The sequence below is a fragment of the Gilliamella apis genome (genome assembly GCF_030758615.1).
Classification (GTDB): Bacteria; Pseudomonadota; Gammaproteobacteria; order Enterobacterales; family Orbaceae; genus Gilliamella; species Gilliamella apis_A.
In genome coordinates this window covers 1,185,189-1,209,841 of the sequence record NZ_CP132381.1, presented here as the reverse complement: position 1 = coordinate 1,209,841, position 24,653 = coordinate 1,185,189, and the positions used below count along the sequence as shown (strand labels likewise).

At 34.2% G+C, this 24,653-nt stretch carries 19 protein-coding genes, 1 pseudogene and 1 riboswitch; of the genes and pseudogenes, 13 read left to right on the top strand and 7 right to left on the bottom strand.

Features of this window, described 5'->3' with window-relative positions; genetic code table 11:
* Positions 1–13: 13 nt before the first annotated feature.
* Complete coding sequence (locus tag RAM17_RS05540; protein WP_146208338.1) at positions 14–1,669, bottom strand: hypothetical protein; 1,656 nt, start codon at positions 1,667–1,669, stop codon at positions 14–16.
* 1,109 nt (positions 1,670–2,778) lie between these two features.
* Here RAM17_RS05540 and RAM17_RS05535 point away from each other — a divergent pair.
* Positions 2,779–3,867, top strand: a complete 1,089-nt coding sequence (locus RAM17_RS05535; protein ID WP_110448183.1) for a hypothetical protein — start codon at positions 2,779–2,781, stop codon at positions 3,865–3,867.
* 289 nt (positions 3,868–4,156) lie between these two features.
* On the opposite strand, the gene clpB is transcribed toward RAM17_RS05535, so the two are convergent.
* On the bottom strand, positions 4,157–6,727 hold the full coding sequence (gene clpB / locus RAM17_RS05530; protein ID WP_086363919.1) for an ATP-dependent chaperone ClpB: 2,571 nt from the start codon (positions 6,725–6,727) through the stop codon (positions 4,157–4,159).
* Between the two features lie 274 nt (positions 6,728–7,001).
* A riboswitch (PreQ1 riboswitch) is annotated at positions 7,002–7,047 on the top strand.
* Positions 7,048–7,050: 3 nt separating this feature from the next.
* Between clpB and queD the strand changes: the two genes are divergently transcribed.
* On the top strand, positions 7,051–7,479 hold the full coding sequence (gene queD, locus RAM17_RS05525) for a 6-carboxytetrahydropterin synthase QueD (protein ID WP_110448184.1): 429 nt from the start codon (positions 7,051–7,053) through the stop codon (positions 7,477–7,479).
* The gene (locus RAM17_RS05520) at positions 7,476–8,090 is read left to right on the top strand and encodes a 7-carboxy-7-deazaguanine synthase QueE (protein ID WP_110448185.1); all 615 of its coding nucleotides are present in this window, start codon (positions 7,476–7,478) and stop codon (positions 8,088–8,090) included. Before queD ends, RAM17_RS05520 begins: the two co-directional genes overlap by 4 nt.
* Positions 8,091–8,410: 320 nt before the next feature.
* On the opposite strand, the gene pgeF is transcribed toward RAM17_RS05520, so the two are convergent.
* Both pgeF and rluD read right to left on the bottom strand, forming a co-directional pair.
* A complete protein-coding gene (pgeF, locus tag RAM17_RS05515; protein WP_181414691.1) occupies positions 8,411–9,184 on the bottom strand; it encodes a peptidoglycan editing factor PgeF in 774 nt (257 codons plus the stop codon).
* Positions 9,185–9,192: 8 nt separating this feature from the next.
* Positions 9,193–10,167: a 23S rRNA pseudouridine(1911/1915/1917) synthase RluD gene (gene rluD, locus RAM17_RS05510; RefSeq protein ID WP_110448188.1), complete on the bottom strand. Its 975-nt coding sequence runs from the start codon at positions 10,165–10,167 to the stop codon at positions 9,193–9,195.
* A 93-nt stretch (positions 10,168–10,260) separates the two neighbouring features.
* On the opposite strand from rluD, the pseudogene bamD reads away from it, so the two are divergent.
* The 6 genes and pseudogenes from bamD to infA form a co-directional block, all read left to right on the top strand.
* A pseudogene (bamD, locus tag RAM17_RS05505) lies at positions 10,261–10,989 on the top strand (outer membrane protein assembly factor BamD); the annotation flags it as partial.
* 252 nt (positions 10,990–11,241) lie between these two features.
* Positions 11,242–13,824, top strand: a complete 2,583-nt coding sequence (leuS, locus tag RAM17_RS05500) for a leucine--tRNA ligase (RefSeq protein ID WP_110448190.1) — start codon at positions 11,242–11,244, stop codon at positions 13,822–13,824.
* A 36-nt stretch (positions 13,825–13,860) separates the two neighbouring features.
* On the top strand, positions 13,861–14,352 hold the full coding sequence (gene lptE, locus RAM17_RS05495; RefSeq protein WP_198247004.1) for an LPS assembly lipoprotein LptE: 492 nt from the start codon (positions 13,861–13,863) through the stop codon (positions 14,350–14,352).
* A 9-nt stretch (positions 14,353–14,361) separates the two neighbouring features.
* On the top strand, positions 14,362–15,366 hold the full coding sequence (gene holA / locus RAM17_RS05490) for a DNA polymerase III subunit delta (RefSeq protein WP_110448192.1): 1,005 nt from the start codon (positions 14,362–14,364) through the stop codon (positions 15,364–15,366).
* A complete protein-coding gene (nadD, locus tag RAM17_RS05485; RefSeq protein WP_110448193.1) occupies positions 15,360–16,016 on the top strand; it encodes a nicotinate-nucleotide adenylyltransferase in 657 nt (218 codons plus the stop codon). The genes holA and nadD overlap by 7 nt, the downstream gene beginning before the upstream one ends.
* A gap of 235 nt (positions 16,017–16,251) precedes the next feature.
* Entirely contained in the window at positions 16,252–16,470 is a 219-nt protein-coding gene (gene infA / locus RAM17_RS05480) for a translation initiation factor IF-1 (protein ID WP_025315083.1), read from the top strand.
* Between the two features lie 127 nt (positions 16,471–16,597).
* Here the strand turns inward: infA and RAM17_RS05475 are convergent, their stop codons facing one another.
* Both RAM17_RS05475 and RAM17_RS05470 read right to left on the bottom strand, forming a co-directional pair.
* Positions 16,598–18,040, bottom strand: a complete 1,443-nt coding sequence (locus RAM17_RS05475; protein ID WP_110448194.1) for an amino acid permease — start codon at positions 18,038–18,040, stop codon at positions 16,598–16,600.
* Between the two features lie 202 nt (positions 18,041–18,242).
* On the bottom strand, positions 18,243–18,509 hold the full coding sequence (locus RAM17_RS05470; RefSeq protein WP_086359767.1) for a YkgJ family cysteine cluster protein: 267 nt from the start codon (positions 18,507–18,509) through the stop codon (positions 18,243–18,245).
* A 110-nt stretch (positions 18,510–18,619) separates the two neighbouring features.
* On the opposite strand from RAM17_RS05470, the gene efpL reads away from it, so the two are divergent.
* The 4 genes from efpL to RAM17_RS05450 all read left to right on the top strand — a co-directional run bounded on the left by efpL (position 18,620) and on the right by RAM17_RS05450 (position 22,414).
* Positions 18,620–19,192, top strand: coding sequence for an elongation factor P-like protein EfpL (efpL, locus tag RAM17_RS05465; protein WP_086359766.1), 573 nt, complete (start codon positions 18,620–18,622; stop codon positions 19,190–19,192).
* A gap of 14 nt (positions 19,193–19,206) precedes the next feature.
* Positions 19,207–20,103 carry a tRNA 2-thiocytidine(32) synthetase TtcA gene (ttcA, locus tag RAM17_RS05460; RefSeq protein WP_110448195.1) on the top strand — a complete coding sequence of 299 codons (897 nt, stop codon included), beginning with the start codon at positions 19,207–19,209 and terminating at the stop codon, positions 20,101–20,103.
* A gap of 243 nt (positions 20,104–20,346) precedes the next feature.
* Positions 20,347–21,174, top strand: coding sequence for an MBL fold metallo-hydrolase (locus RAM17_RS05455; RefSeq protein WP_110448196.1), 828 nt, complete (start codon positions 20,347–20,349; stop codon positions 21,172–21,174).
* Positions 21,175–21,187: 13 nt separating this feature from the next.
* Entirely contained in the window at positions 21,188–22,414 is a 1,227-nt protein-coding gene (locus RAM17_RS05450) for an MFS transporter (RefSeq protein WP_086359763.1), read from the top strand.
* A gap of 47 nt (positions 22,415–22,461) precedes the next feature.
* On the opposite strand, the gene RAM17_RS05445 is transcribed toward RAM17_RS05450, so the two are convergent.
* Positions 22,462–24,630 (bottom strand): extracellular solute-binding protein, encoded by a 2,169-nt coding sequence (locus RAM17_RS05445; protein WP_146208339.1) that lies wholly within the window; start codon positions 24,628–24,630, stop codon positions 22,462–22,464.
* Positions 24,631–24,653 lie beyond the last annotated feature (23 nt).

Below are 24,653 nucleotides of genomic sequence, written 5' to 3'. Positions count from 1 at the left end.
ATGGAAAGTAGCTTTACGGGCTAACACAAGCTGCCCGATACTGATAGTCATAAGAATCATAAACCATAGGTTCGCCTACATTCATAGGATTGACTAATGGTTTTGCTTCATCCTCAGAGTCAGTAACATCTTTAGCTAAATTGTCAGTCCAATATGCATATGAATCCCAATCACTACCAGAATAACCACTGCAACGGTACTGATCACTACCTGCAGCATTCCAATCATTAACTAAACATCCCCATTCATTATTTATACCACCTACCCAGTTACCAGCCGAAAGGTAGCTTAACTGACGACGATACGCTTTAGAACCTCTACCAGCAATACCGCTATTCCAGCCATAGCGATATCGATTAGCATTAGTAAAATCGCTAATATTTGCCAAACGATAATTAGCACCTAAACTTGAACAATAAGCACGAGCTTTTGCTTGATAAGACTGCGCATCGCTCTTTGACCATTTTCTCGCATCACCTTCACCATAAGTAACTTTAGGTTGCGGAATATACCAACGCATTATTTTAAATTCATATAATGTATGTGTCTCAGCACTATCGGTATAGAGTTTAAAAGTAGCGGGATTAAACGTTTTAGTGTTAGAACCACTATGTGGTCCAGATAATGTAACCTTTAATGCTGGCTCACTATTCCAATAAGGGATGGGAGCAGGTAATCTGTCATCATGCCTCCATTTTGGTGTAGATTCAACAGATAGTGATAACTTCACCCTACCACCTTCTTTAGCGATTATCGTACTACCATTGGCGGCTAACATCTCTTCTGGTGTTGCTCCTTTAAGGAGTAAATAAAAATATAAGCCATTTGAGCCAGTACTTGGAAAGTTATTATTGTAGACTGAATTTTCGCCTTCATATTCACCACTAGTATGCGCATTTCTTACTTTAAAACCTTTACTTGGAAAACCTCTATATTCATTATCTGAAAGCTTGGCTGAATCCCAAAGAGGGCCATCATAATCTACATTGATCATATTGTTGCCATAAGAAGCGTTATCATAAAGTAAATTCGGCTGAGCATAACAGACTGTTGGCAACATTTTAGCACTTATATAGTAAGTATGACTTTTTTGAGTAAAAATATTGTTATTAGGTTTGCCGTATTCAGTTTTTAATTCACCATTACTAGTACTTATCGTTAAGCGATATGGACTATCACATAAACTAATCATTTCTCTAGGATTATTTTTTACTGTTGAAGTAATGTCAATATACGCATTTTGAGCATTAATATCGGGCACTTTCGGATTCCGAGCCTCCCATTTCAAACTGATATTACCGCTAGCTGTTGCAGTAACATTACCATTTTCATCAAAACCATCACCATCATCATCAGCATAAAAGTTAAACGGCGAGCCCAGTAGATCAGAAATTTTCACTTGCGGATAATTAGGATTTCCTTGTTCAGTGAATGGAATAATGGTTCTAATCCTTGTAAAAGACTGTTTTGAATGAGGTAAATATATTGGATTAGTTATACTTGAAACATCATCACTAGGAGTGATAACTTTGCCATTAGAAAGAGTAATGCTTAATAAAGAATCACTATTATCAGCTTTAATGCTGCCATTACCTAAAGTTAAATAAGGTTGAGAACCTTGTATACTTTCAGCTGTAGTGACATTCAAAGCATAAACAGAATTAACCATGATAATTATGAAAAAAAAACTGATTTTTGCCAACGGATTAAATAAATTTGAATTAACCTTTTGTATTTTCTTAGTTAATTTTACTATACTATAAATTGAAGACAACAAAAAAAACCGTAAATAACGACTAGATAATAATTTATCTTTAGCGAAATTGCATGGTAGTAAATGTTTAAATACTGAAAATATAAAACGATTTTCAATTACAAATTTAGAATAAATTCCCAACAATAGTATTGAAAATAATTTCAAGTTATGACTATTTTTTAAATAATTGTATTTAAACATACTCCGAATCCCATTTATTCACACTTCATTGTTTTATTGTTATAAAATTACTTTTCTGACAAAAATATAATCAAAACAAATTTGGTTATCTGTTTTGCTTTATATTTAATTTGGTAATACATGCATAAATTAATTTATGCTTACTAATTTTGAAGAACAACTGTTATTGATTTTTATCTATAATGATACAAACTTTATAGTGCAAAGGTTGCTCGAAAACACACTTGTACTATTCAATTGAGAGAACTACAGTTTTGAAAATTAAATGTCTGCAATTCAATGAATTATCTATATTAATATTGCTATGGGGGGAAGTGGTTCACTTTAAGAATAAAAACAATTTTCAATTAAATAATTTGAATATATTTTGCTATTAATTATTATAAATAATTTCAAGTAATATTTAACTTCCAACTGACTATAGCTTGACTAACCTCCAGGTAACTTAAAACACACCCCATTGTTTTATATTAAATAATAAACATTTTTTTGACCAAAAAAGTATAATTAAAATAACCCATTTTATCAAATAGTAATTGGGGTTAATTTGTCAAGATATGTAAAGTAAAGTTCTGATTATGTACTTTTGTACTATTTGGAATGATCAATTTTGCTAAAAATGACTATTGAATCTCTTTTAAAAATATTTTGTGTTATGTAGTGACTATTAAGTTGATAACAGTAATAATAATTCAATGGATATAAAATAAACTGACTGCTTATTATAATAGATACTAAAACTAAGAATTTTGATAATTGAAAAATTCTTTTCTTAAATTTTGCTAACTCGTAAAAAGCAATCAGTTTGAATGATTATTAATATGAAAAATATATTGTTTTTAATTTGTCTTTGTCTTTCGTTCTCAGGTAAATGTGCAATTTATGCATTTACTGACAATAGTTCTAATAAAGATATTACTTTATATTTCAATAGTAGCATTACTTCGTTACATTTCTTAATTGATAAGCGTAATCCTGACCAACTTTGGCAGTCTTTGGTACTAGATCAAAGTTCATTTAATGTAGATAACAAAAGTGTCGTTTTTTATAATACAAACTCTTCAAATACTAATAATAACCAACTCTCTTATATTAAATTAGATAATATTAAATTTGATCAAACTGATGACTATGGCGGTGACTATATAATTTTAAATCATGAGTTAACTGGAGTTTGGTTTGATGAACATCAACAACGCTTAAAGCCAATCAAATTGCAAAGAGATTTTTTCATCAATGAAGAAGATATTAGCAGCGAATTTAATAATATTGAATTATTACAATACGATAGTTTAGAAAATATCTACTTTACCGCTGTATTACGAAAACAAAAAAATGAAAAGATTAAGTTATATGGAATTAATATTTATGAGCAAGCATCCAACAAATTATTACAAAAAATCGAAAATTTGAATTATAGCTACAATTCAATTTATAGCATTCATCTACAAGATATTAATTTTGATGGCGTTGCAGATTTAGCAATTGAACGTTACAAATTTAATGCTAGACGAGGTTCCAATTATGATTATTATATCAACCATCATAATAAATTTATCGCAACTCATCTTTGGGGCAGTGATATAATCTTTAATCCAAAAGATAGATCGGCTGAAGGCAGTAAAGACTGTTATGATTTTGATGATCAAAATCACAGAGTCTTAACCAAAATAACTGCGATTTACGATTATCATAATTATCGATATGTTAATAAAAGCAATAGCTGCCATTATTATAATTTCGATAGTAAGCAAAATCGTCAATGCACTGATTTAGAATATAATAATTGTTTACTTAATCGTAATAATATTTATACTGAAAATCCTAGTGTAATAGGTGAAGATAATATTCTTTATAATGATAAAGTATGGTACAAAGGTAAATTAATACCTGGTTATATATACGACTAAGTACGATCTTTGATATTAAATTATAGAAAAATAAGAAGTCCACCTAAAGTCTAGGTCTTCTTTGTTAAATTAAGTTATTTTCAATTTTATATTTAATCACAAAGATTACATAATTTAGTTTTGATAAACTAAAAACCCCTTTCCTCAATTTTTTATCTAATTAAATGAGTTTGATTTTTTCATAAATAAGAATACTAATGCTATAAATAAAAAAGCCTGAAAATTAATTTTCAGGCTTTTTGGCTTTATTAATATTGTTGTAATTTCGACAACCAATCAATAAGTAGCTTTACTGTTTGGCAACAATATTACCATCATCCAAATCTAGATGAATCGTTTTACCCGGAACTAATTTGCCAGATAGAATCTGTTGTGCTAATGGATTTTCAATCTCTTGTTGTATTGCACGTTTTAATGGTCTTGCACCATAAATTGGGTCAAAACCAACTTTAGCTAATTGTTCCAGTGCGGCATCAGAGATATCCATTTCATATCCACGCTCATCAAGACGTTTTTCAACATGAGCTAATTGAATTTTCGCAATTGCTTTGATGTTTTCTTGTCCTAATGGATGGAATACCACAGTTTCATCAATACGATTGATAAACTCCGGTCTAAAGTGTTTAGTTACCACAGTCATGACTAACGCTTTCATCTCGTCGTAACTCAGTTCGACTTGACCTTGAATCAGATCAGAACCTAAGTTAGATGTCATGATAATTACTGTATTACGAAAATCAACAGTACGACCTTGTCCATCAGTTAATCGTCCATCATCCAATACTTGTAATAAGATGTTAAAAACATCTGGATGTGCTTTTTCGACTTCATCGAGTAAGATAACAGAGTATGGTCGTCGTCTCACTGCTTCAGTGAGATAGCCTCCTTCTTCATAACCAACATAACCAGGAGGTGCACCGATTAATCGAGCTACAGAATGTTTTTCCATAAACTCAGACATGTCGATACGTACCATAGCATCTTCACTGTCAAACATAAAGTTAGCCAATGCTTTGCAAAGTTCTGTTTTACCAACACCTGTCGGTCCTAAGAATAAGAAGGAACCAATCGGTTTATTCGGATCAGAAAGCCCTGCTCGACTACGACGAATAGCATTGGCCACAGCAACCACCGCTTCATTTTGACCAATAACACGTTTATGTAGGGCGTCTTCCATATGTAACAGTTTTTCTTTTTCACTCTCTAGCATTCTCGATACAGGAATACCTGTTGCTTTCGATAAAACTTCAGCAATTTCGTTATCGGTGACTTTGTTACGCAATAACTTCATAGTTTTACCTTCTAGCTGTGTGGCTGCTGCTAGTTTCTTCTCTAATTCTGGGATTTTGCCATACTGTAGTTCGGACATCTTGTTTAAGTCGCCCATTCGGCGAGCCTGTTCTATTTCAGTACGTGCTTTTTCCAACTCGGCCTTGATATTTTGAGTACCCGAAAGCGCAGCCTTCTCTGATTTCCACTCTTCTTCAAGTGATGCATAAGCCTTTTCTTTTTCAGCAAGTTCATCATTTAACATCTCAAGTCGTTTTTTACTTGCATCATCAGACTCTTTCTTGAGCGCTTGTTGTTCAAGTTTGAGCTGAATAATACGTCGTTCAAGCCGATCCAATGACTCTGGTTTTGAGTCCATTTGCATACGGATACTTGATGCTGCTTCATCAATTAAGTCGATCGCTTTGTCTGGTAACATACGATCGGAGATATAACGATGCGATAAGGTTGCTGCTGCAACAATTGCCGGATCGGTAATTTGCACATGATGATGCAGTTCATAACGTTCTTTTAAACCACGCAATATTGCAATGGTATCTTCAACTGACGGTTCTGCTACATATACTTTTTGAAAACGACGTTCTAATGCCGGATCTTTTTCGATATATTGACGATATTCATCAAGCGTGGTGGCACCAACACAGTGTAACTCACCTCGAGCTAATGCCGGTTTTAACATATTACCAGCATCCATTGCTCCATCACTTTTACCAGCACCGACCATAGTATGTATTTCATCGATAAAGAGAATAATACTACCTTCGGCTTTGGCGATATCTTTAAGTACCGCTTTTAAGCGTTCTTCAAATTCACCACGATATTTAGCACCGGCAATTAATGCCCCCATATCTAATGATAATACTCGTTTGTTACGTAAACCTTCTGGCACTTCACGATTAACAATACGTTGTGCTAAACCTTCTACGATAGCTGTTTTACCAACTCCTGGCTCACCAATTAATACTGGATTGTTTTTAGTTCGACGTTGCAATACTTGAATGGTTCGGCGAATCTCTTCATCACGACCAATGACTGGATCAAGCTTGCCTTGTTCGGCTCTTTCGGTTAAATCAATGGTATATTTTTTCAATGCACCACGTTGATCTTCAGCATTAGGATCGTTCACGTTATCACTCCCTCTTACTTGGTTAACTGCTTGGCTAAATTTGTCTTTGCTGACACCTGCTCTTTTTAAAATATCGGTTAAATTACCTTTTTCATCTAATGCAGCTAGTATGAATAATTCAGATGAAATATAGCTATCGCCATTTTTTTGCGCTAATTTGTCACATAGATTCAAAATTCTTACTAATTCTTGTGATGGAATAACTTCACCACCAATGCCTTGAACTTGGGGTAAACGTTCAATTGCTTGATTTAATTCTTGTTGTAATGTCGCAATATTTGCACCTGAAGCCACCAGTAATGGATTAATCCCACTGCCTTCTTGATTAAGCATGGCAGATAATACATGGATCGGCTCTATATATTGATTGTCTTTACCTAATGCGATTGATTGCGCATCAGCTAAAGCTTGTTGAAATTTGTTAGTGAGTTTATCTAACCTCATATTATTTATCTCCTAAGCAATAAATTTGGTTTAAATGTGTAACACATTTAATCCATTTGCATAATCACTAAATGAGTGTGGAAGAATAAATTTCAAGAGCTGATTAACAATATTTTTGACGAATTTTTGCAATAAAATCGTTTATATTTTACTCGCGTCTTTATAAAAGATAAAGTAGTTTGAAAAACCGGCACTTAAACAAAAATGTTTAGTAAATTTGGATGACACTCAAGCTTTTATCCTTTATATTAGCCGCTTTATTTTGTTAGGTTAGCTAACCGTGGTTCGTAATCCATCCCACGAAAAAAAACTAGGAAAGAAATATGTTTAAAATTGCTAAAGAGTTCCAGTTTGATGCTTGTCATATGTTAGATGGGCATAATGGAAAATGTCATAATCTACATGGTCATACTTACCGTTTGTTAGTCGAAATCAGCAATGAACTTATTACCAACGGTTCAAGTGCTGATATGGTGATGGATTATGCTGACATAAAATCAGTTGTAAAACAGCAAATTATCGACCAACTCGATCATGCTTATCTTTATAATCAAAATAATACTAATGAAAGGCAAATAGCTGAGCTTTTGCAGCAAATGCAACGTAAAATTTTTGCTTTTCCTTGTCGCACTACTGCAGAAGGAATGAGTAAATTTATTTTTGACCACTTATCACAATTTCTACCCGTGTCGATGATTAAGCTTTGGGAAACCCCTACTTCTTACTGTGAGTATCATCGGGGCGAAAAATGATCGAATATCGTATTGTTGAAATCTTCGAATCTTTACAAGGCGAAGGTTATAACACTGGTATGCCAGCTATTTTTATTCGTTTTGCTGGCTGTAATTTAAATTGTAGTTGGTGTGATACTAATTTCCGCAAATTTCAACGTTTTACGTTAGAGCAAATAGTTGCAAAAGTTAAGCAATATAAAAGTAGCAATATTATCATTACCGGTGGTGAGCCCACAATGGTTAAAGAGTTATCTTCATTATTAACGCATTTAAAACAAGCTGGCTATTATATCGCTATTGAGAGTAATGGACTAGGTAAAGTCGATCCGCTGATTGATTATATTGCACTGAGTCCTAAATTTTGTTATCACCATCGTTATCAAAAAATTTTGCAACCAACAGCTAGTGAAATAAGAATTGTCGCAGAGAAACAGACGGGATTTATCGATTTTTGTTACTATATTGAGCAGCATATTCAAGCTAAGCGATACTATTTGTCACCTTGCGAAGTCAATGGTGAGATGAATATGTTTGATACCATTGAGTTGTTAGGTAAGATTAATCATAAACGTATTGATAATAAATGGATGTTAAGTCTACAAACACATAAATTTGCCAATATTGAGTAATCTTTTACGATTAACAACTAAACATAAAAAATCAATCTTATCCATAAGTTATGCTTTAATCTTTAATAAGATAGCATTATTATTGACCAATATTTTTTTATTGATGATGGTGATGTTTTATCGTATTTTCGTCGGTTTATTATTCATATATGTTTATTCAGCGCATGGCAATGCTTGGGTTGAGTTTCATCATATTGATTGGGAAATAAGTTAACCGGCATATCAATTTTACCACTCTTCATTAGTCATTACGAAGAAGATAATGAATAGATATCTTAGTTAAATTTACAACAAGAGGCATGATAATTGTCACCGCTGGTTTAATTTTTCTCAAACCAGATCATTGTTGCCATTCTTCCTGTCTTGTTTTCTCGACGATATGAATAAAACAGATCTCGCTCAGTATAGGTACAATAGTTACCACCATAAATTTGCTTAATTCCAATTGAGTTTAATCGCTGTTTGGCAATCATATAAAGATCTGCTAAATATTTTTGTTGTTTGGCATCAATTAGTTTAAATGCATGATGCGCATTTGCATCGTAAGCTTCAAACTGCTTTTTCACTTCACCACCTACTTCAAATTTTGTAGCGCCAATTGCTGGACCAAGCCAAACGATGATATCACTAGCCTTACAATAAAATTTCTTTGCCGTTTCTTCTAAAATACCATGACAAAGCCCACGCCAACCAGCATGAGCGGCGGCGACCTCATTGCCTTCAATTGAACAAAATAGTACAGGCATACAATCAGCCGTTAAGACAACACTAACTTGATTAACTTGCCGAGTATATGATCCATCAGCTTCAAATCGCTCACTACTACCAATTAATCCAGTTGCCGGCTGTAATTGAATTTCTGAAATATCAAGTACGGTTGTGCTATGGGTTTGATTTAGCCAATAAGGTTCACTAGGAATTTTTTCAGCATTAATTATAAGACGACGATTTTCGACGATATCATTCAAATCATCACCAGTACGGCTACCTAAATTTAGGCTATCAAACGGCGTAGAACTCACACCACCGATGCGAGTTGTAGTAAAAGCACGAATATTTGTCGGTGCTGGCCAATAGGGATAAATTGATTTAATCATAACTATTACCAATCAAGTTCATCTTTATGAAGTTCTGTATCTAATTGTAACTCTTGTATTAATTTTTGCATATCCTCAGGTATTGGTGCATGCCATTCCATTAGTTCGCCAGTAATTGGATGATATAAACGTAACATAGTGGCATGTAAGGCTTGGCGATCAAAATCACGCAGAGTTTGGATAAATGATTCGCTAGCGCCTTTCGGTGGCCTTGGTCGACCACCATAAAGGGGATCACCGACCAGTGGATGTGCAATATGAGCCATATGTACACGAATTTGATGGGTACGCCCTGTTTCCAGTCTTAAACGTAATCGAGTATGTAGACGATATTTTTCCATTACTCGATAATGGGTTACTGCAGGCTTTCCGGTTGGAAAAACCGCCATATGTGTCCGTTTAGTTGGATGGCGAGTAATTGGTTGATCTACGGTTCCACCAGCAGTAATGATCCCCATAGCAACCGCTTCATACTCACGAGTTATCTCACGAAGTTGTAATGATTCAACTAAATGAGTTTGTGCTTCAATGGTTTTAGCAACAACCATTAAACCTGTTGTATCTTTATCTAGACGGTGGACAATACCTGCTCTTGGCACTCGTGAGATATCTGGATAGTGATAAAGTAGTGCGTTCAATACCGTACCATTTGGATTCCCTGCTCCAGGATGAACAACTAAATCTCGTGGTTTATTAATGACCAAAATATGATCATCTTCATAAACAATATTAAGTTTTATATCTTCTGGTTGATGATAGGTTTCTTCTTCAATTTCAACTTCGATGGATATTTTTTCACCACCAAGTACTTTATCTTTGGGTTTATTTACAATATTATTGTTCACTAATACCTTATTATCTATGATCCATTCTTTAATTCTTGACCTAGAATAATCAGGAAAAAGCTCGGACAACGCCTGATCCAATCGCATTCCAAGCTGAGTTTGTTCGATTTCAGATGATAGTTTTAACTTGTGCATGTGTAATTTATCTATTTTAAGCTGTTATGTTTTAGAGTATTATATACCAATCATCGCCTTTAATGTTTAATTATATTTTGGATTGAAAACTGAATGAAATTGCGTCTACAAACTTTGTTAGCTATCGCTTTAAGTAGCATGCTAATTGGCTGTACAAGTACAAAGCATGATGTTGAAAATGTGCCAGAGATTGAGCTCCACAATAAAGCTAAAACAGAGCTTGAGAGTGGAAATATCAAATCCAGTATTAGTGTTTTAGAGGCTATCGATAAAAATTATCCATTTGGACCTTATTCACAACAAGTTCAATTAGATTTAATTTATGCCTACTATAAAACAGCGGATTATCCACTAGCCATTGCATCAATTGACCGCTTTTTGAAATTGAACCCAACGCACCCAAATATCGATTGGGTAATTTACATGCGCGGAATTTCTAATATGGCGCAGAATGACAATACCATTCAGGGGTGGTTTAATGTCGATCGTTCAGATCGTGATCCTGAGTTTGCCATGGCTGCATTTAAAGATTTTACTTATTTGGTAACTGGTTTTCCAAATAGTAGTTATGCCGCTGACGCCAAAAAGCGTTTAATATTTTTGAAAACCCGTATCGCACGTCATGAGTTAAAAGTATCACAATATTACACTAAACGTGGAGCCTATGTTGCTGTGATTAATCGGGTTACCCAAATGTTAGCCTTATTCCCTGATACTGATTCAACTAAGAGCGCATTGTTATTGATGCGTAATGCATACAATGAATTAGGTTTAGTTGATGAAAGCCAAAAAGTTGATCAACTTATTCAGGCCAATTTGGAATACATACCAAAAGAAGAACAAAAATCATTCTTCTCTAAATTTACCAGTGTCTTCAATGGTGGCTAATTTATTTACTAAGCGGGCATAGCCCGCTTTTTTATGCTTTTTACTAGTGCACAATATCCAAATTACATCTTTTAATTCCTAATAAATCAATCTTACAATTCACATAACGTTTGTAAAACACCTCAATAACCAATACAATTAGCAAATTATTTTTATTAGCAATAATAGATAGGACATTAATTCGTCATGCAAGAACAATATCGCCCAGATGAAATTGAAGCCAAAGTACAAAAACATTGGCAAGAAGACAAAACATTCCACGTTACTGAAGATCCATCTAAAGAGAAGTATTACTGTCTGTCGATGCTTCCATACCCTTCAGGTCGTTTACATCTTGGTCATGTCCGAAATTATACTATCGGTGACACTATTTCACGCTATCAACGTTTGAATGGTAAAAATGTATTACAACCAATCGGTTGGGATGCATTTGGTTTACCCGCCGAAGGCGCAGCAGTTAAAAATAATACAGCGCCAGCCAAATGGACTTATGAAAATATTGCTTACATGAAGAAGCAATTACAGCTACTTGGTTTTGGTTATGATTGGGATCGTGAAGTAACAACTTGCCGTCCTGAGTATTACAAATGGGAACAATGGTTCTTTACCAAACTATTTGAAAAAGGTTTAGTTTATAAAAAAACTTCAGCTGTTAACTGGTGTCCAAACGACCAGACTGTATTGGCTAACGAACAAGTGGTTGAGGGGTGTTGTTGGCGTTGTAATACACCGGTTGAGCGTAAAGAAATTCCACAATGGTTTATCAAAATCACTGAATATGCTGATGAGTTATTAAATGATTTAGATACCCTTGAAAGCTGGCCAGAACAAGTCAAAACAATGCAACGAAACTGGATTGGTCGTTCTGAAGGGGTGGAGTTTGATTTCGCCGTTGAAAACTATAGCGATAAGTTACGTGTTTATACTACTCGCCCTGATACCTTAATGGGTGTAAGTTTTGTTTCGGTAGCTGCGGAACATCCACTTGCTCAATTAGCTGCACAAAATAATCCCAAAATTGCTGACTTTATTGCTGAATGCAAAACAACTAAAACCGCTGAGGCCGACATGGCAACAATGGAAAAGAAAGGTATGGCAACAGGATTTTTTGCTATCCATCCATTAACCGGTGCAAAAGTTCCGGTTTGGATTGCTAACTTTGTATTAATTGAATACGGCACAGGGGCGGTGATGGCGGTGCCTGGTCACGATGAACGTGATTATGAGTTTGCATCAAAATATAATCTACCAATTAAACCTGTTATTTTAACACAAGATGATCAAGTACCTGATCTATCACAGCAAGCTTATACTGAACATGGTAAATTATTTAATTCTGGTGAGTTTGACGGTCTTAATTTTGAACAAGCCTTTAATGCTATTGCAGATAAACTTATTGCATTAGGTATTGGTAATCGTAAAGTAAATTATCGTTTACGTGATTGGGGAGTCTCTCGTCAACGTTATTGGGGTGCACCAATTCCTATGGTGACACTTGAAGATGGCACTACAATCCCGACACCAGAAGATCAACTGCCAGTCATTTTACCAGAAAATGTTGAAATGAATGGTATTACTAGTCCGATTAAAGCAGATCAAAATTGGGCAAAAACGATGGTTAATGGTCAACCGGCACTGCGTGAAACCGATACTTTTGATACCTTTATGGAATCGTCTTGGTATTATGCACGCTACACCTGCCCTCATTATGACAAAGGTATGTTAGATGAAAATGCGGCAAATTATTGGTTGCCTGTTGATCAATATGTTGGTGGCATTGAACATGCAATCATGCATTTACTCTATTTTAGATTCTTCCATAAATTAATGCGTGATTTTGGTTTAGTAAAATCAGACGAACCAGCCAAACGCTTGTTATGCCAAGGTATGGTTTTAGCTGATGCGTTCTATTACACCAGCCCTACCAATGAACGTATTTGGGTTTCACCAACTGAAGTCACTATTGAACGTGATGACAAAGGTCGTATTGCTAAAGCCACAGATAATAAAGGTAATGAACTTGTTCATGCTGGTATGACTAAGATGTCTAAATCAAAAAATAATGGTATCGATCCACAAGAGATGGTTGAAAAATATGGTGCAGATACCGTTAGATTATTTATGATGTTTGCCTCTCCAGCCGATATGACGCTTGAATGGCAAGAATCTGGTGTGGAAGGTGCGAATCGATTTATTAAACGTGTATGGCGTTTAGTATATGAACATGCTCAACGAGGTAAAACAACAGCTCTTGATCTATCTAAATTAACTGCCGATCAAAAAGCTTTACGTCGTGAACTACATAAAACGATTGCTAAAGTCAGTGATGATATTGGTCGCCGTCAAACCTTTAATACGGCAATTGCAGCAGTAATGGAATTTATGAATCGCTTACAAAAAGCGCCACAAGATACAGATCAAGACCGTGCATTGATGGATGAATCATTAAATGCAGTTGTCAGATTACTTTATCCTATGATGCCTCACGCTTGTTTCGTTATGTGGCAAGCATTAGGTCATAGTGAAACCATTGATAATGCATCTTGGCCTACTGCTGATGAATCGGCAATGGTTGAGGATGAAAAATTAATTGTTGTACAAATCAATGGTAAAGTACGTGGTAAATTTACCGTTCCGGCAGATGCCGAACAAGATTTTGTAGTAGAACAAGCTAAACAAGAGCCAAACATTCAAAAATATTTAACTGATACGACAATTCGTAAGGTTATTTATGTGCCAGGCAAATTATTGAATCTAGTTGTTGGTTAATAATGTTAGATAACTAAGAGATAGGTGATGATACCAATGAAAAAATATTTAGCTTTGATGTTATTGACAATATCGTTGTCTGGATGCGGTTTTCATTTGCAATATGAACCAGAGGTTCCTACTCGCTTTAAGACACTGTCCTATGAAAGTGGTGATCCATACGGTCGATTGTCAAGGGAAGTTAAAGAGTTACTACGCGATAATAAAGTTACATTAGTTAATGGCAATAATAAAGCTAAATATCCGTCATTGCGCATAGTCAGAAATTCATTGGATAAAAACACTATATCTATCTATCAAGATGGTAAAGCAGCAGAATATCAGTTAGTATTGACAGTTCAAGCGCAAGTAGTCATTGCAGGTGAACAAATTCATCCAATTAACGTTCGTATATTCCGTACCTTCTTTGATAATCCAGCAGCAGCATTAGCTAAGACAGTAGAACAAAATTTGATTGAGGATGAAATGTATAAGCAAGCAGCTAAAGAGATCATTCGTAAATTGAAATCAGTTGATGCAGCAAACTAACAACTAGTTATGATTAAAATTAGTGCTGAAAAAATAACCCAGCAATTAGGATCGCCTTATTATTTGATTTTAGGTAGCGATCCTTATCTGCAACATTATGCACAAACTGAATTACGTAATGCTTTTAAACAAGCTCAATATGACGAACAACTTTCTTTCACAATCAATAGCCAAACAGACTGGTCGGCAATGTATGATAGTTGCCAAGCAATGAATCTATTTTCAAGCAAAACTTTACTCTGTATAGATATTGGTGAAGGTGTGTTAAATGTTTCAGTGGCAACAAAATTAAACACATTATGTGAAATGTTAACCCCTGAGATTGGCTTGATAGTTAGTCTAGTGAAGATTACTAAGACCCAAGAAAATGCATTATGGTACAAAGCTTTATCTGACAAGTTAGTGGTAGTGAATTGTTCAACACCTGAAGCAGCACAATTACCACAATGGATCAAAAGCTATTTACAACAAATGCAAATAGCTATTGAATCTCCAGCGATTGAGCTACTTAGTTATTACTATGAAGGTAATTTGTTGGCATTAACGCAAATTATTGAGCAATTAAATTTACTCTATTCAAATCAAACTATTTCTTATGAACAAGTTGAGTTAAATATTAATGATTCAGCGATATTTACGCCTTTTCATTGGATTGATGCAATGCTTTCCAATAAAGCAAAACGTGCAACACATGTTTTACAACAGCTTAAAATGAATGATTTTGAGCCGTTAATATTGATGCGGATTATTCAACGTGAATTGATTTTGTTGATCAATTTAAAATTAGCTTTAAGCGAGAAATCACCTCGGCAAATTTTTGATGAATATAGAGTCTGGCAAAATAGGAGAACCATGTATAGCGCTTATTTGAATCGTTTTGATATCAAATCGTTATTTGCTCTACTGGCGACATTAACCGATATTGAAATTAGCCTAAAACATAATAATGATTTACCTATTTGGGATGCACTGCTAAGTTTAACTATGCAGTTTATGGGGTTAAATAAGTGTTAACAGCGTTATTTGGTGGAACCTTTGATCCAATCCATTATGGGCATTTACGCCCAGCTTTAGCCTTAGCCAAAGAGTTGGGATTAACTAAAATTAATCTATTACCTAACCGTATTCCGCCTCATAAACCACAACCAGAGGCCAATACAGAGCAACGTTTAGCTATGTTGCAGTTGGCTATAGCGGATTATTCTCTATTTTCAGTTGATACTCGAGAATTAGAACCAAAGCTAATTAATCAGCCCTCTTTTACCATTGATACTCTCAAATCATGGCGTCAACAAAATGGTACTCAGCAAAGTTTAGCTTTTATAATGGGACAAGATTCTTTGCTTAGTTTACCAACATGGAAAGAGTGGCAAAAATTACTCGATTATTGTCATTTGCTAATATGTAAACGACCAGGTTATGCTAAAACACCCTGTGATAGCAAGCTACAACAATGGATTAATCAACACCTAACTCAAGATAGTCAAACATTACATCAATGTCCTAATGGCTATATTTACTTTGCTAATACACCACTTGAAGCAATTTCAGCAACAGAAATCCGGCAAAATATTAATAATCAACAAAGCTGTGAAAAGTTATTATCGCCTAAAGTTTGGCAATATATACATGAAAATAGGCTCTATAATGCAAAGAAATGTTAGAAATGACTTTACATCTGAGAGTTTTTTCGGCATTATTTCGCCGCTATATTTAGATAATTTGAATATAGTTGTTCTATGTTTATACTCAAATCAATCACTTTGTCTAGATCCAAAAATATTTTGGTAATTTAGTTGAGTTGGATTAATTCGCTTTTCTAGTTAATCGTAAAGAAAATGAGAATGATATTTATTAATTTGAGTGTATTTAATTTGTATTTAATATTAAGAGGCCCCAATGGCAAAAGAAGATAACATTGAAATGCAAGGTACTATTCTTGATACTCTTCCAAACACGATGTTTCGTGTTGAACTTGAAAACGGTCATGTTGTTACTGCACACATTTCTGGAAAGATGAGAAAGAACTATATTCGAATTCTAACTGGCGATAAAGTTACGGTAGAAATGACACCTTACGATCTTTCAAAAGCACGTATCATATTCCGTAGTCGTTAATATCGTTATCACGCTTGTTGTTTTACATTATTAACTAATGAGTTGATTAGTTATTTTCTCTTTTTTAATACAATTCCGTCGACTAAAGTCGACGGATGTACAAGTCATAATTTAGGTTACTTCCTAATTAATCCATTTGAGAAAAATCCATTTGCTCATACTTTATCCATTTCGTCTTTTTAACGATTTTATAACCGAAGTAAATCGAAAGAAATAATGGAATACCGATGTAAGTGGCAATGACACCGTTCCAATCAATGGTTTCTTGTAAAAATGCTTCGTAATTTTGCCCTAATGTTATCGTCAAACAAAGTATAAAGGCAAAAATAGGACCAAAAGGAAAACAACTCGAACGATATGGTAATTTATTGAGATCACGACCTTGCGCTATGTAGCCTTTTCTAAAACGATAATGACTGATAGCAATACCAAGCCAAGCAATAAATCCTGTCATACCTGACATATTAAGTAACCATAAATAAACTTCCTGATCTTTGTATAGTGAGGTCAAGAAGCAAAGCATAGCAACCAATGTTGTCGCAAATAATGCCATATCAGGTACACCTGATGAAGATAATCGTCCAAAGATCTTTGGTGCTTTACCTTCTTTAGCTAAAGCATATAGCATTCGAGTTGAAGCGTATAAGCCTGAGTTACCTGCAGAAAGTACTGAAGTTAAAATAACTGCATTCATAATAGCTGCTGCAGATAATAATCCAGCATGCTGAAAAACTAAAGTAAATGGACTAACACTGATATCAGTTTCATCATTACGTAGTAAGTTAGGATCAGTATATGGAATGATTAAACTAATAACTAAAATTGCAAAAATATAAAATAATAGTATTCGCCAAAAGACTTGTTTCATTGCTTTTGGAATGTTTTTTTCTGGATCTCTTGATTCTCCTGCAGCGATACCAATTAGTTCAGTACCTTGGAATGAGAAACCAACGACCATCGCAACACCAATCATTGAAGCAAAACCACCAACAAATGGAGCATCACCAACTTGCCAGTTTTGCCAACCAGCAGTTTCAGCACCTTTTAAAATGCCAATAATCATTAATAAACCAACTACTATAAATAAAATCACAGTGACGACTTTAATTAATGAAAACCAAAATTCTGCTTCACCAAAACCTTTCACAGAAACATAGTTTAAGCAAAAGATAATACTTAGGAATAACAAGCTCCATAACCAACTATAAGCCCCAGCATCGAACCAATAGGAGATCACCAATTGTGCAGCAACTAAGTCAACAGCAACCGTTATTGCCCAGTTATACCAATAGTTCCAACCGATAGCGAAACCAAATGCTTCATCTACATAGCGTGCCCCATAGGTCGCAAAAGTGCCAGAAACTGGAAGATAAGCAGCAAGCTCCCCCAAACTAGTCATTAAAAAGTAGACCATTATGCCGATAATGGCATAAGAAAGCAGTGCACCACCAGGACCAGCTTGTGCAACAGTAGCGCCTGAAGCGACAAATAACCCAGTTCCGATGGAGCCACCAATGGCTATCATCGCTAAATGACGGGCTTTTAAATCACGCTTTAATTTATCATTCATATTAATTTTCTTCTTGTTAAACAGATTCTAAATATATTTAGTTACTACCTTATGCTTAATATCTAGGTTAGTAACTGATTTAAAATAATTTATTACGATATTTATCATTAGCTGATAAATTGTGATGAAGTGTATCAAAAAAAATTATATGCGAGATAAATAATTCTAATAATCCGTCTGATATGTTAAATATTAGCAATACTTAGCTGCTAGTTAACTGTTCTAATTGAGTTAAATAATCCATCGCTTGATCACGATTTGTTCCACACATTTCAAAACAAGGTTTTAAACGACCGCAGACTAGAGGTCTATTAGTATTACCAAATAATTTACACTGAAAATTCTCGTCTAAATGAAAACAGGCAATTCCGGCTGGTTTTCCATTCGGCATACTAGGTATAGCAGATGAAATTGATGGCGCAATACAACATGCACCACAGTTTTTACGGCATTTGAATGAATCAGTCATTAGTTTAGAGGAATTTGTCGTTGTTTTATAAAATTTATTGGTGACAATAGCAAGTTAAGGGTAAAATAGCGAGCTAAATTTTTAACTCTATTAAACATGAAGAAAGTATTATGGCTAAAGCAAATGAAATAAAACGTGGTGATGCAGTCACCTACAATGGCAAACTATTATTAGTGAAAGAGATTGATGTTCAAAGTCCTAGTGCGCGTGGAGCAAGCACCCTTTATAAAATGCGTTTTACCGATGTGAAATCTGGTGGCAAAGTTGAGGAACGTTTTAAAGGAGATGATATTTTAGATACTATCGAACTATTTCGACGTCCGGTAAGCTTTTCTTATATTGATGGTGACGAATATGTATTTATGGATAATGAAGACTATACGCCATTTATTTTTAAGAAAGATCAAATTGAAGAAGAACTACTATTTATTCCTGATGGTGGAATGGATGGTATTCAGGTGTTAATGGCTGAAAGTGAAGTTGTTGCTTTAGAACTGCCACAAACAGTTGAACTAGAAATTATTGAAACTTCACCAAGTATCAAAGGTGCTTCAGCAAGTGCACGAACAAAGCCTGCAACACTATCAACCGGTCTTGTCATTCAAGTACCAGAATATATTGATAACCACGAAAGAGTTAAAATTCATATCGCAGAACGCCGATATATGAGTCGAGCGGAATAATCTATTAAATCGTGATGAATACATATAACCAAAATAAATTACATAAACGATTGCGACGTCTTACTGGTGAAGCTATCGCTGACTTTAATATGATCGAGGAAGGCGATCGTATAATGGTCTGCTTATCAGGCGGTAAAGACAGCTATACATTGCTGGATATTCTTATTAATTTAAAAATCAGCGCACCAGTACAATTTGAATTAGTCGCAGTTAATTTAGATCAAAAACAACCTGGTTTTCCTGAGCATGTCTTACCTGAATATCTTGAGTCGTTAGGTATTGAATATAAAATTGTCCAAGAAAATACTTATGGAATTGTCAAAGAAAAAATTCCAGAAGGTAAAACAACCTGTTCTCTCTGTTCTAGACTTCGACGTGGTATTTTATATCGTACAGCAACTGAACTTGGTGTAACAAAAATAGCACTAGGACATCACCGAGATGACATTTTAGAAACACTATTTTTAAACATGTTTTATGGAGGCAAACTTAAAGCCATGCCACCTAAATTGATGAATGATTCAGGTGAGCACATTATTATTCGACCTCTTGCATATTGTAAAGAAAAAGACATTGCAAAATATGCTGAAATAAAACAATTTCCTATCATTCCATGTAATCTTTGTGGCTCACAACCTAATTTGCAACGGCAAGTAATCAAAGAAATGCTAAATGATTGGGATAAAAAATTTCCTGGTCGTATCGAAACCATGTTTCGCGCTACACAAAATATTACTCTTTCTCATTTATGCGATACCAATCTTTACGATTTTAAAGGGATTAAGAAAGGTGATATTGATATCAATGGTGGCGATTTAGCCTTTGACCGTGAAGAATTACCCCCTACAGTCGGATTTGATGCGTCAGAACTCGACGAACAGGATCTAATTCTATGGAAAGAGGCTAACTAAAATTACCCTCCAGCATCTAAACTCTTTTATTATCGGCGATAAACAATATCGTCGATAATTATTTAATATTAAAACAATAACCTATTTTATAGAAACTTTGATCCTGCTCACGAATTAACAAAAAAAAATACCATTTTTGTTGTGGTTATTATGACATTAAAATAAAATTGAAACGTTCCAATTTTTGCTAACATAATGCTAAAACTAGCATAAAAACAATCTAATTATAGATAGGAGAACAATGTGAAACTACAGTTTTTGGGTACTGCCGCCTCTGAAGGTATCCCAAATCCTTTTTGTAAATGTGAAATTTGTGAAAAATCTCGCCAACAAAAAGGTAAAAATATAAGAACTCGAAGTTCGATTCTTATTGATGATATTATGCAAATTGATTTTGCCCCTGAATATAGCTATCAAGTAATGAGAGAAAACATTGACGTTACTAAAATAAAGGACTTATTGTTTACTCATACTCACCCTGACCATTTTAATGTTGGCGATCTGTTTAGTCGTATGGTGGACTATGGATTTAATATCGACCATCCACTGTATATTTATGGCAATGATATTGCAATAAATGGTTGCTTAAATGTTTTACCTGGATATAGTCCTGAGCGTTTTGTATTTAATTTAGTGGTTCCATTTCAAACTGTTGTGACATCAGCTGGTTATACCGTTACTGCTTTGTTGGCTAATCATGCTAAATGGGAATTTTGTTTTATTTATTTAATCGAGAAAGATGGTAAAACCTTACTCCACGGACATGATTCGGGTTATTTTCCTGAGCTAACTTGGCAATGGTTGAAAAATAGCGGTAAAAAAATTGATATGGCAATTTTCGAGTGTACTTACGGCTATAAACAAAATGATAAAACCAATAATCACATGAGTATTGAAACTGTTATTGCAGCTCAAAAACGCATGTTAGAAGAAGGTATTTTTGATTCCAATACTCAACTTATCACTTCTCATCACTCCCATAGTAGTGGCTTCATGCATGATGAATTAGTTGAAATATTTAAACCATATAATATTCAAGTGGCCTATGATGGCTTAACGAAGACGATTTAATACGGAGCTATATATGTTTAAAATACCACGTTTACTGGTAATGATGTTTTTACAATATTTTGTGCAAGGCGCATGGAATATGGTTATCGGTGCAGTACTTGCTGCTTATGGATTAAAAGAAATTGTTGGTTCTACTTATTCAGTTTTAGGAATTGCAACCATCATTTCGCCACTTTTTATTGGTATGATTGCTGATAGATTCATCGCATCTCAAAAAGTGATGGGGATATTACACATTCTTAATGCTGGTGTTTTATTTATCATTCCTAACTTTGTTGAAAGTGGCAATATTGTCGGCTTTTTAATAATGATATTTATTGTTGGTTTATTATTCTATCCAACAACGGCTTTAGCAAATAGCGTAAGCTTTAGGCATATAGATGGTGTGCGTTGGTTCCCAATTATTCGTGTATTTGGTACTATCGGCTTTATGATAGTAGGATTAATTCTTGGCTACACTGGTTTTTCAAGTTCAATCAATTCATTTTTACTTGCTTCTGGAGCTTCTGTGGTTTACGGCATTTATTGTTTCACTTTACCAAATACGCCACCAACCAGTCGAAATAAAAAATTCTCAATTCGAGATGCCATGTGTTTAGATGCCTTATCTCTTTTTAAAGATAAATATTTCACTATATTCATGCTTTCTACCTTTATCTTAATGATCACTAAAACTGCATATAGTGCTTATTTACCCGTTTATTTGCCTGTATTAGGATTAGAACCAGCATCAATGATGCAAATTGCTATTGCTACAGAAGTGCTATTTATGTTCCTTTTATCTTTCCTACTAGGTCGCTTTGGGTTTAAAAAGATCATCTTATTCGGTGCAATTTGTTGGATAATTCGTAGTATGATGCTATCGTTAGCCGCAACGTCAGACGGTAATATGTTCTTCTATATTATTGGCACTTTATTGTTACAAGGTATTTGTTGGGATTTCTTCTTTACCGCGGGCGATATTTATGTTGATAAAAAAGCTGGCCCAGAAATCAAAGCTCAGGCTCAAGGCTTACGTTTTATTGTTTCTAATGGCTTTGGTGTATTTATGGCGGCATCGGTATGTGGATTTATCAATAATCGTGTTGTTACTGAAAAAACATTACCTAATGCTGGACCTCAATGGCAAGAGTTTTGGATCTATCCAGCTGTAGTTGCAGCAATTGTTGCGGTAGGTTTCTGGTACTTCTTTAGAGACAAAGATGTCATCATGACACCTAAAAAAGTAGAATCAGAATAATCCATTCACAGTTAACGATAAAAAGTTACGTAAACTATGGCTAATAATTATTTATTAGCCATAGTTTTTTCTATCTCAACATTAATCAACCCTATGATTTGCATTGAACTATATTGATTAGTTATCCACTGTGTTAAATATTTGCCAATAATGTTTTCAATCAATCTTAAATTAATCGCATTACCAGTCATACTATTTTCCCGAATACCATTAGTGTATTGTTGTTGTACCACTGGTAACCATGGATAACTCTTAATAATTCTATGATTTTGAAAAATAGATTTTTGTGCCGTGGCGCCACCAAGTAATGCTATTTGTTCACTGATTTCATTAGAATAAAGCCAATCAAAAAAGATTTTAACTTGTTTATCTTTTTGACTATATTTCGACATACCAAGTGATCCACCACCAAATAAAGATTTTCGACCAGGTACTTTTGCATATCCAACTAAAGGTAAAATATTACGATGATTGATATAACTAAATAAATTCATATAAACAATTAACATTGCAAGTTGGCCTTGTTCAAATAAATTTACTGATTCTTGCCACCAAGGTGATTGTATATTTCTTGCTACCTTTATAAATGATTGCAACTGATTTAAAGTATTAAGAGCAATAGTCTTGTTTAAGCCTAATTTATTGCCATTAATTAATTTACCACCTTGAGCATAATAACGAACTAAAAACTCTGATGCAATGAGTTCATAATTGCCTAAAGTAATGCAACTGCCAAATTCTACTTGTGATTCAGGATTGTGTTGTCGACTAAAAAATTGTGCAATTTGATCAAATTCAGTAAAATTTTTAGGAACATTTAGTTGTTGTCGATACCTTTCAAAATAAGCTCGTTTACTTAATGGGTCATTAAATAAATCTTTACGATAAAAAAGCATCTGTACACTTGGGTCAAAAGGAATCGCATAAGCAATATTATTTACATAACTAAAGCGTTCGATGAGTTCTAGTGGGTATTTTGCCAATAAATGATCGAAGTCGATTGCTAATTTTGATAAAGGTTTAAATACTGACGGTGCAAACCAAGGTAATCCAGCCATATCTATTCGAATAATATCGATCTCTTGATGCTGATTAAGTTGATTCAAAATATGATATATTTCGTCGAAGGGCTTAATAATTAAATTAACATTAATACCATACATTTTCTTAAAATGAGGGAGTAATTTTTTGACCGCTTGTGTTGATGGACTTGGTAAGATTAGAAAATTAATGGTTTCATTATGTTTAGTTTTATTTGCTGAATTTGAATCAGGTAATAATGAAAAGCCTTTATTATCGATATTGGTTACAGTTTCTCCCTCTACCAATTTCATAATTTGTTCACTTAATATGCCATAGTTCATATGGTATTGATAGATATTGTCTTCATAATAAAAACTATTGTTCGTTAAAGTATAAATTGGTGGGCAGTCTTGTTGACTACCAAAATAATTCGCATTACGGACGAAATGAGCCCGCTCCATATCCATGGTAATAATGGCATCATACTTTGTCTGTTCATCGGCAAAAAAACTAAATGCTAAATTATAAGTACCGTTAGATGGCTTGGAAGCTATATTATTCAATAGGACTGAATAATTATGTTTTTTAAACTGGCTTTGTAAACCTTTTTTAAAGGATTGAGAATGAGTATGATGTTCTGAATTACTAAATAATCCAATTCGATGATACGATTCGTTGATCAACTCATTAGCAATGTCTTGCCCGGCTTTCTCATAATCTAGTGAAATAAATTGTAATGCAGATAAAGGCTTTCTATAAACAAAAATTATTTTCTCTTTTGGCAACTTAATTTTTTGATAATATTCACTAGCGTCAAATAATGAGCTAACAGCTATAACAGCATAATCTCGTTTAACAGCCACCTTTTGAATTAATTGTAACTCAAGATCTTTTGAATCATAGGTTAGATAAAGTGACAACTCATAACCAAGCCGATTAGCTTGATTAAACAAACCATCATATAAATTACTATATTGTTCAGACGTAATATTGGGTAGTATCACCGAAATAGATTTAGTTGTACCTTCTTTTAAATTTTTAGCAGATAAATTAATTTGATAACCTAACCGTTGAATGGCTTGTTCAACCAATTTAATTTTTTTTACACTAACATTACCTCGATCATTAAGCACGTTTGAAACAGTTCCATGAGATACGCCGGCAAGTTTTGCAATATCTTTGATTGTCGCCATTAAGTTATAGACTCCATTAAATT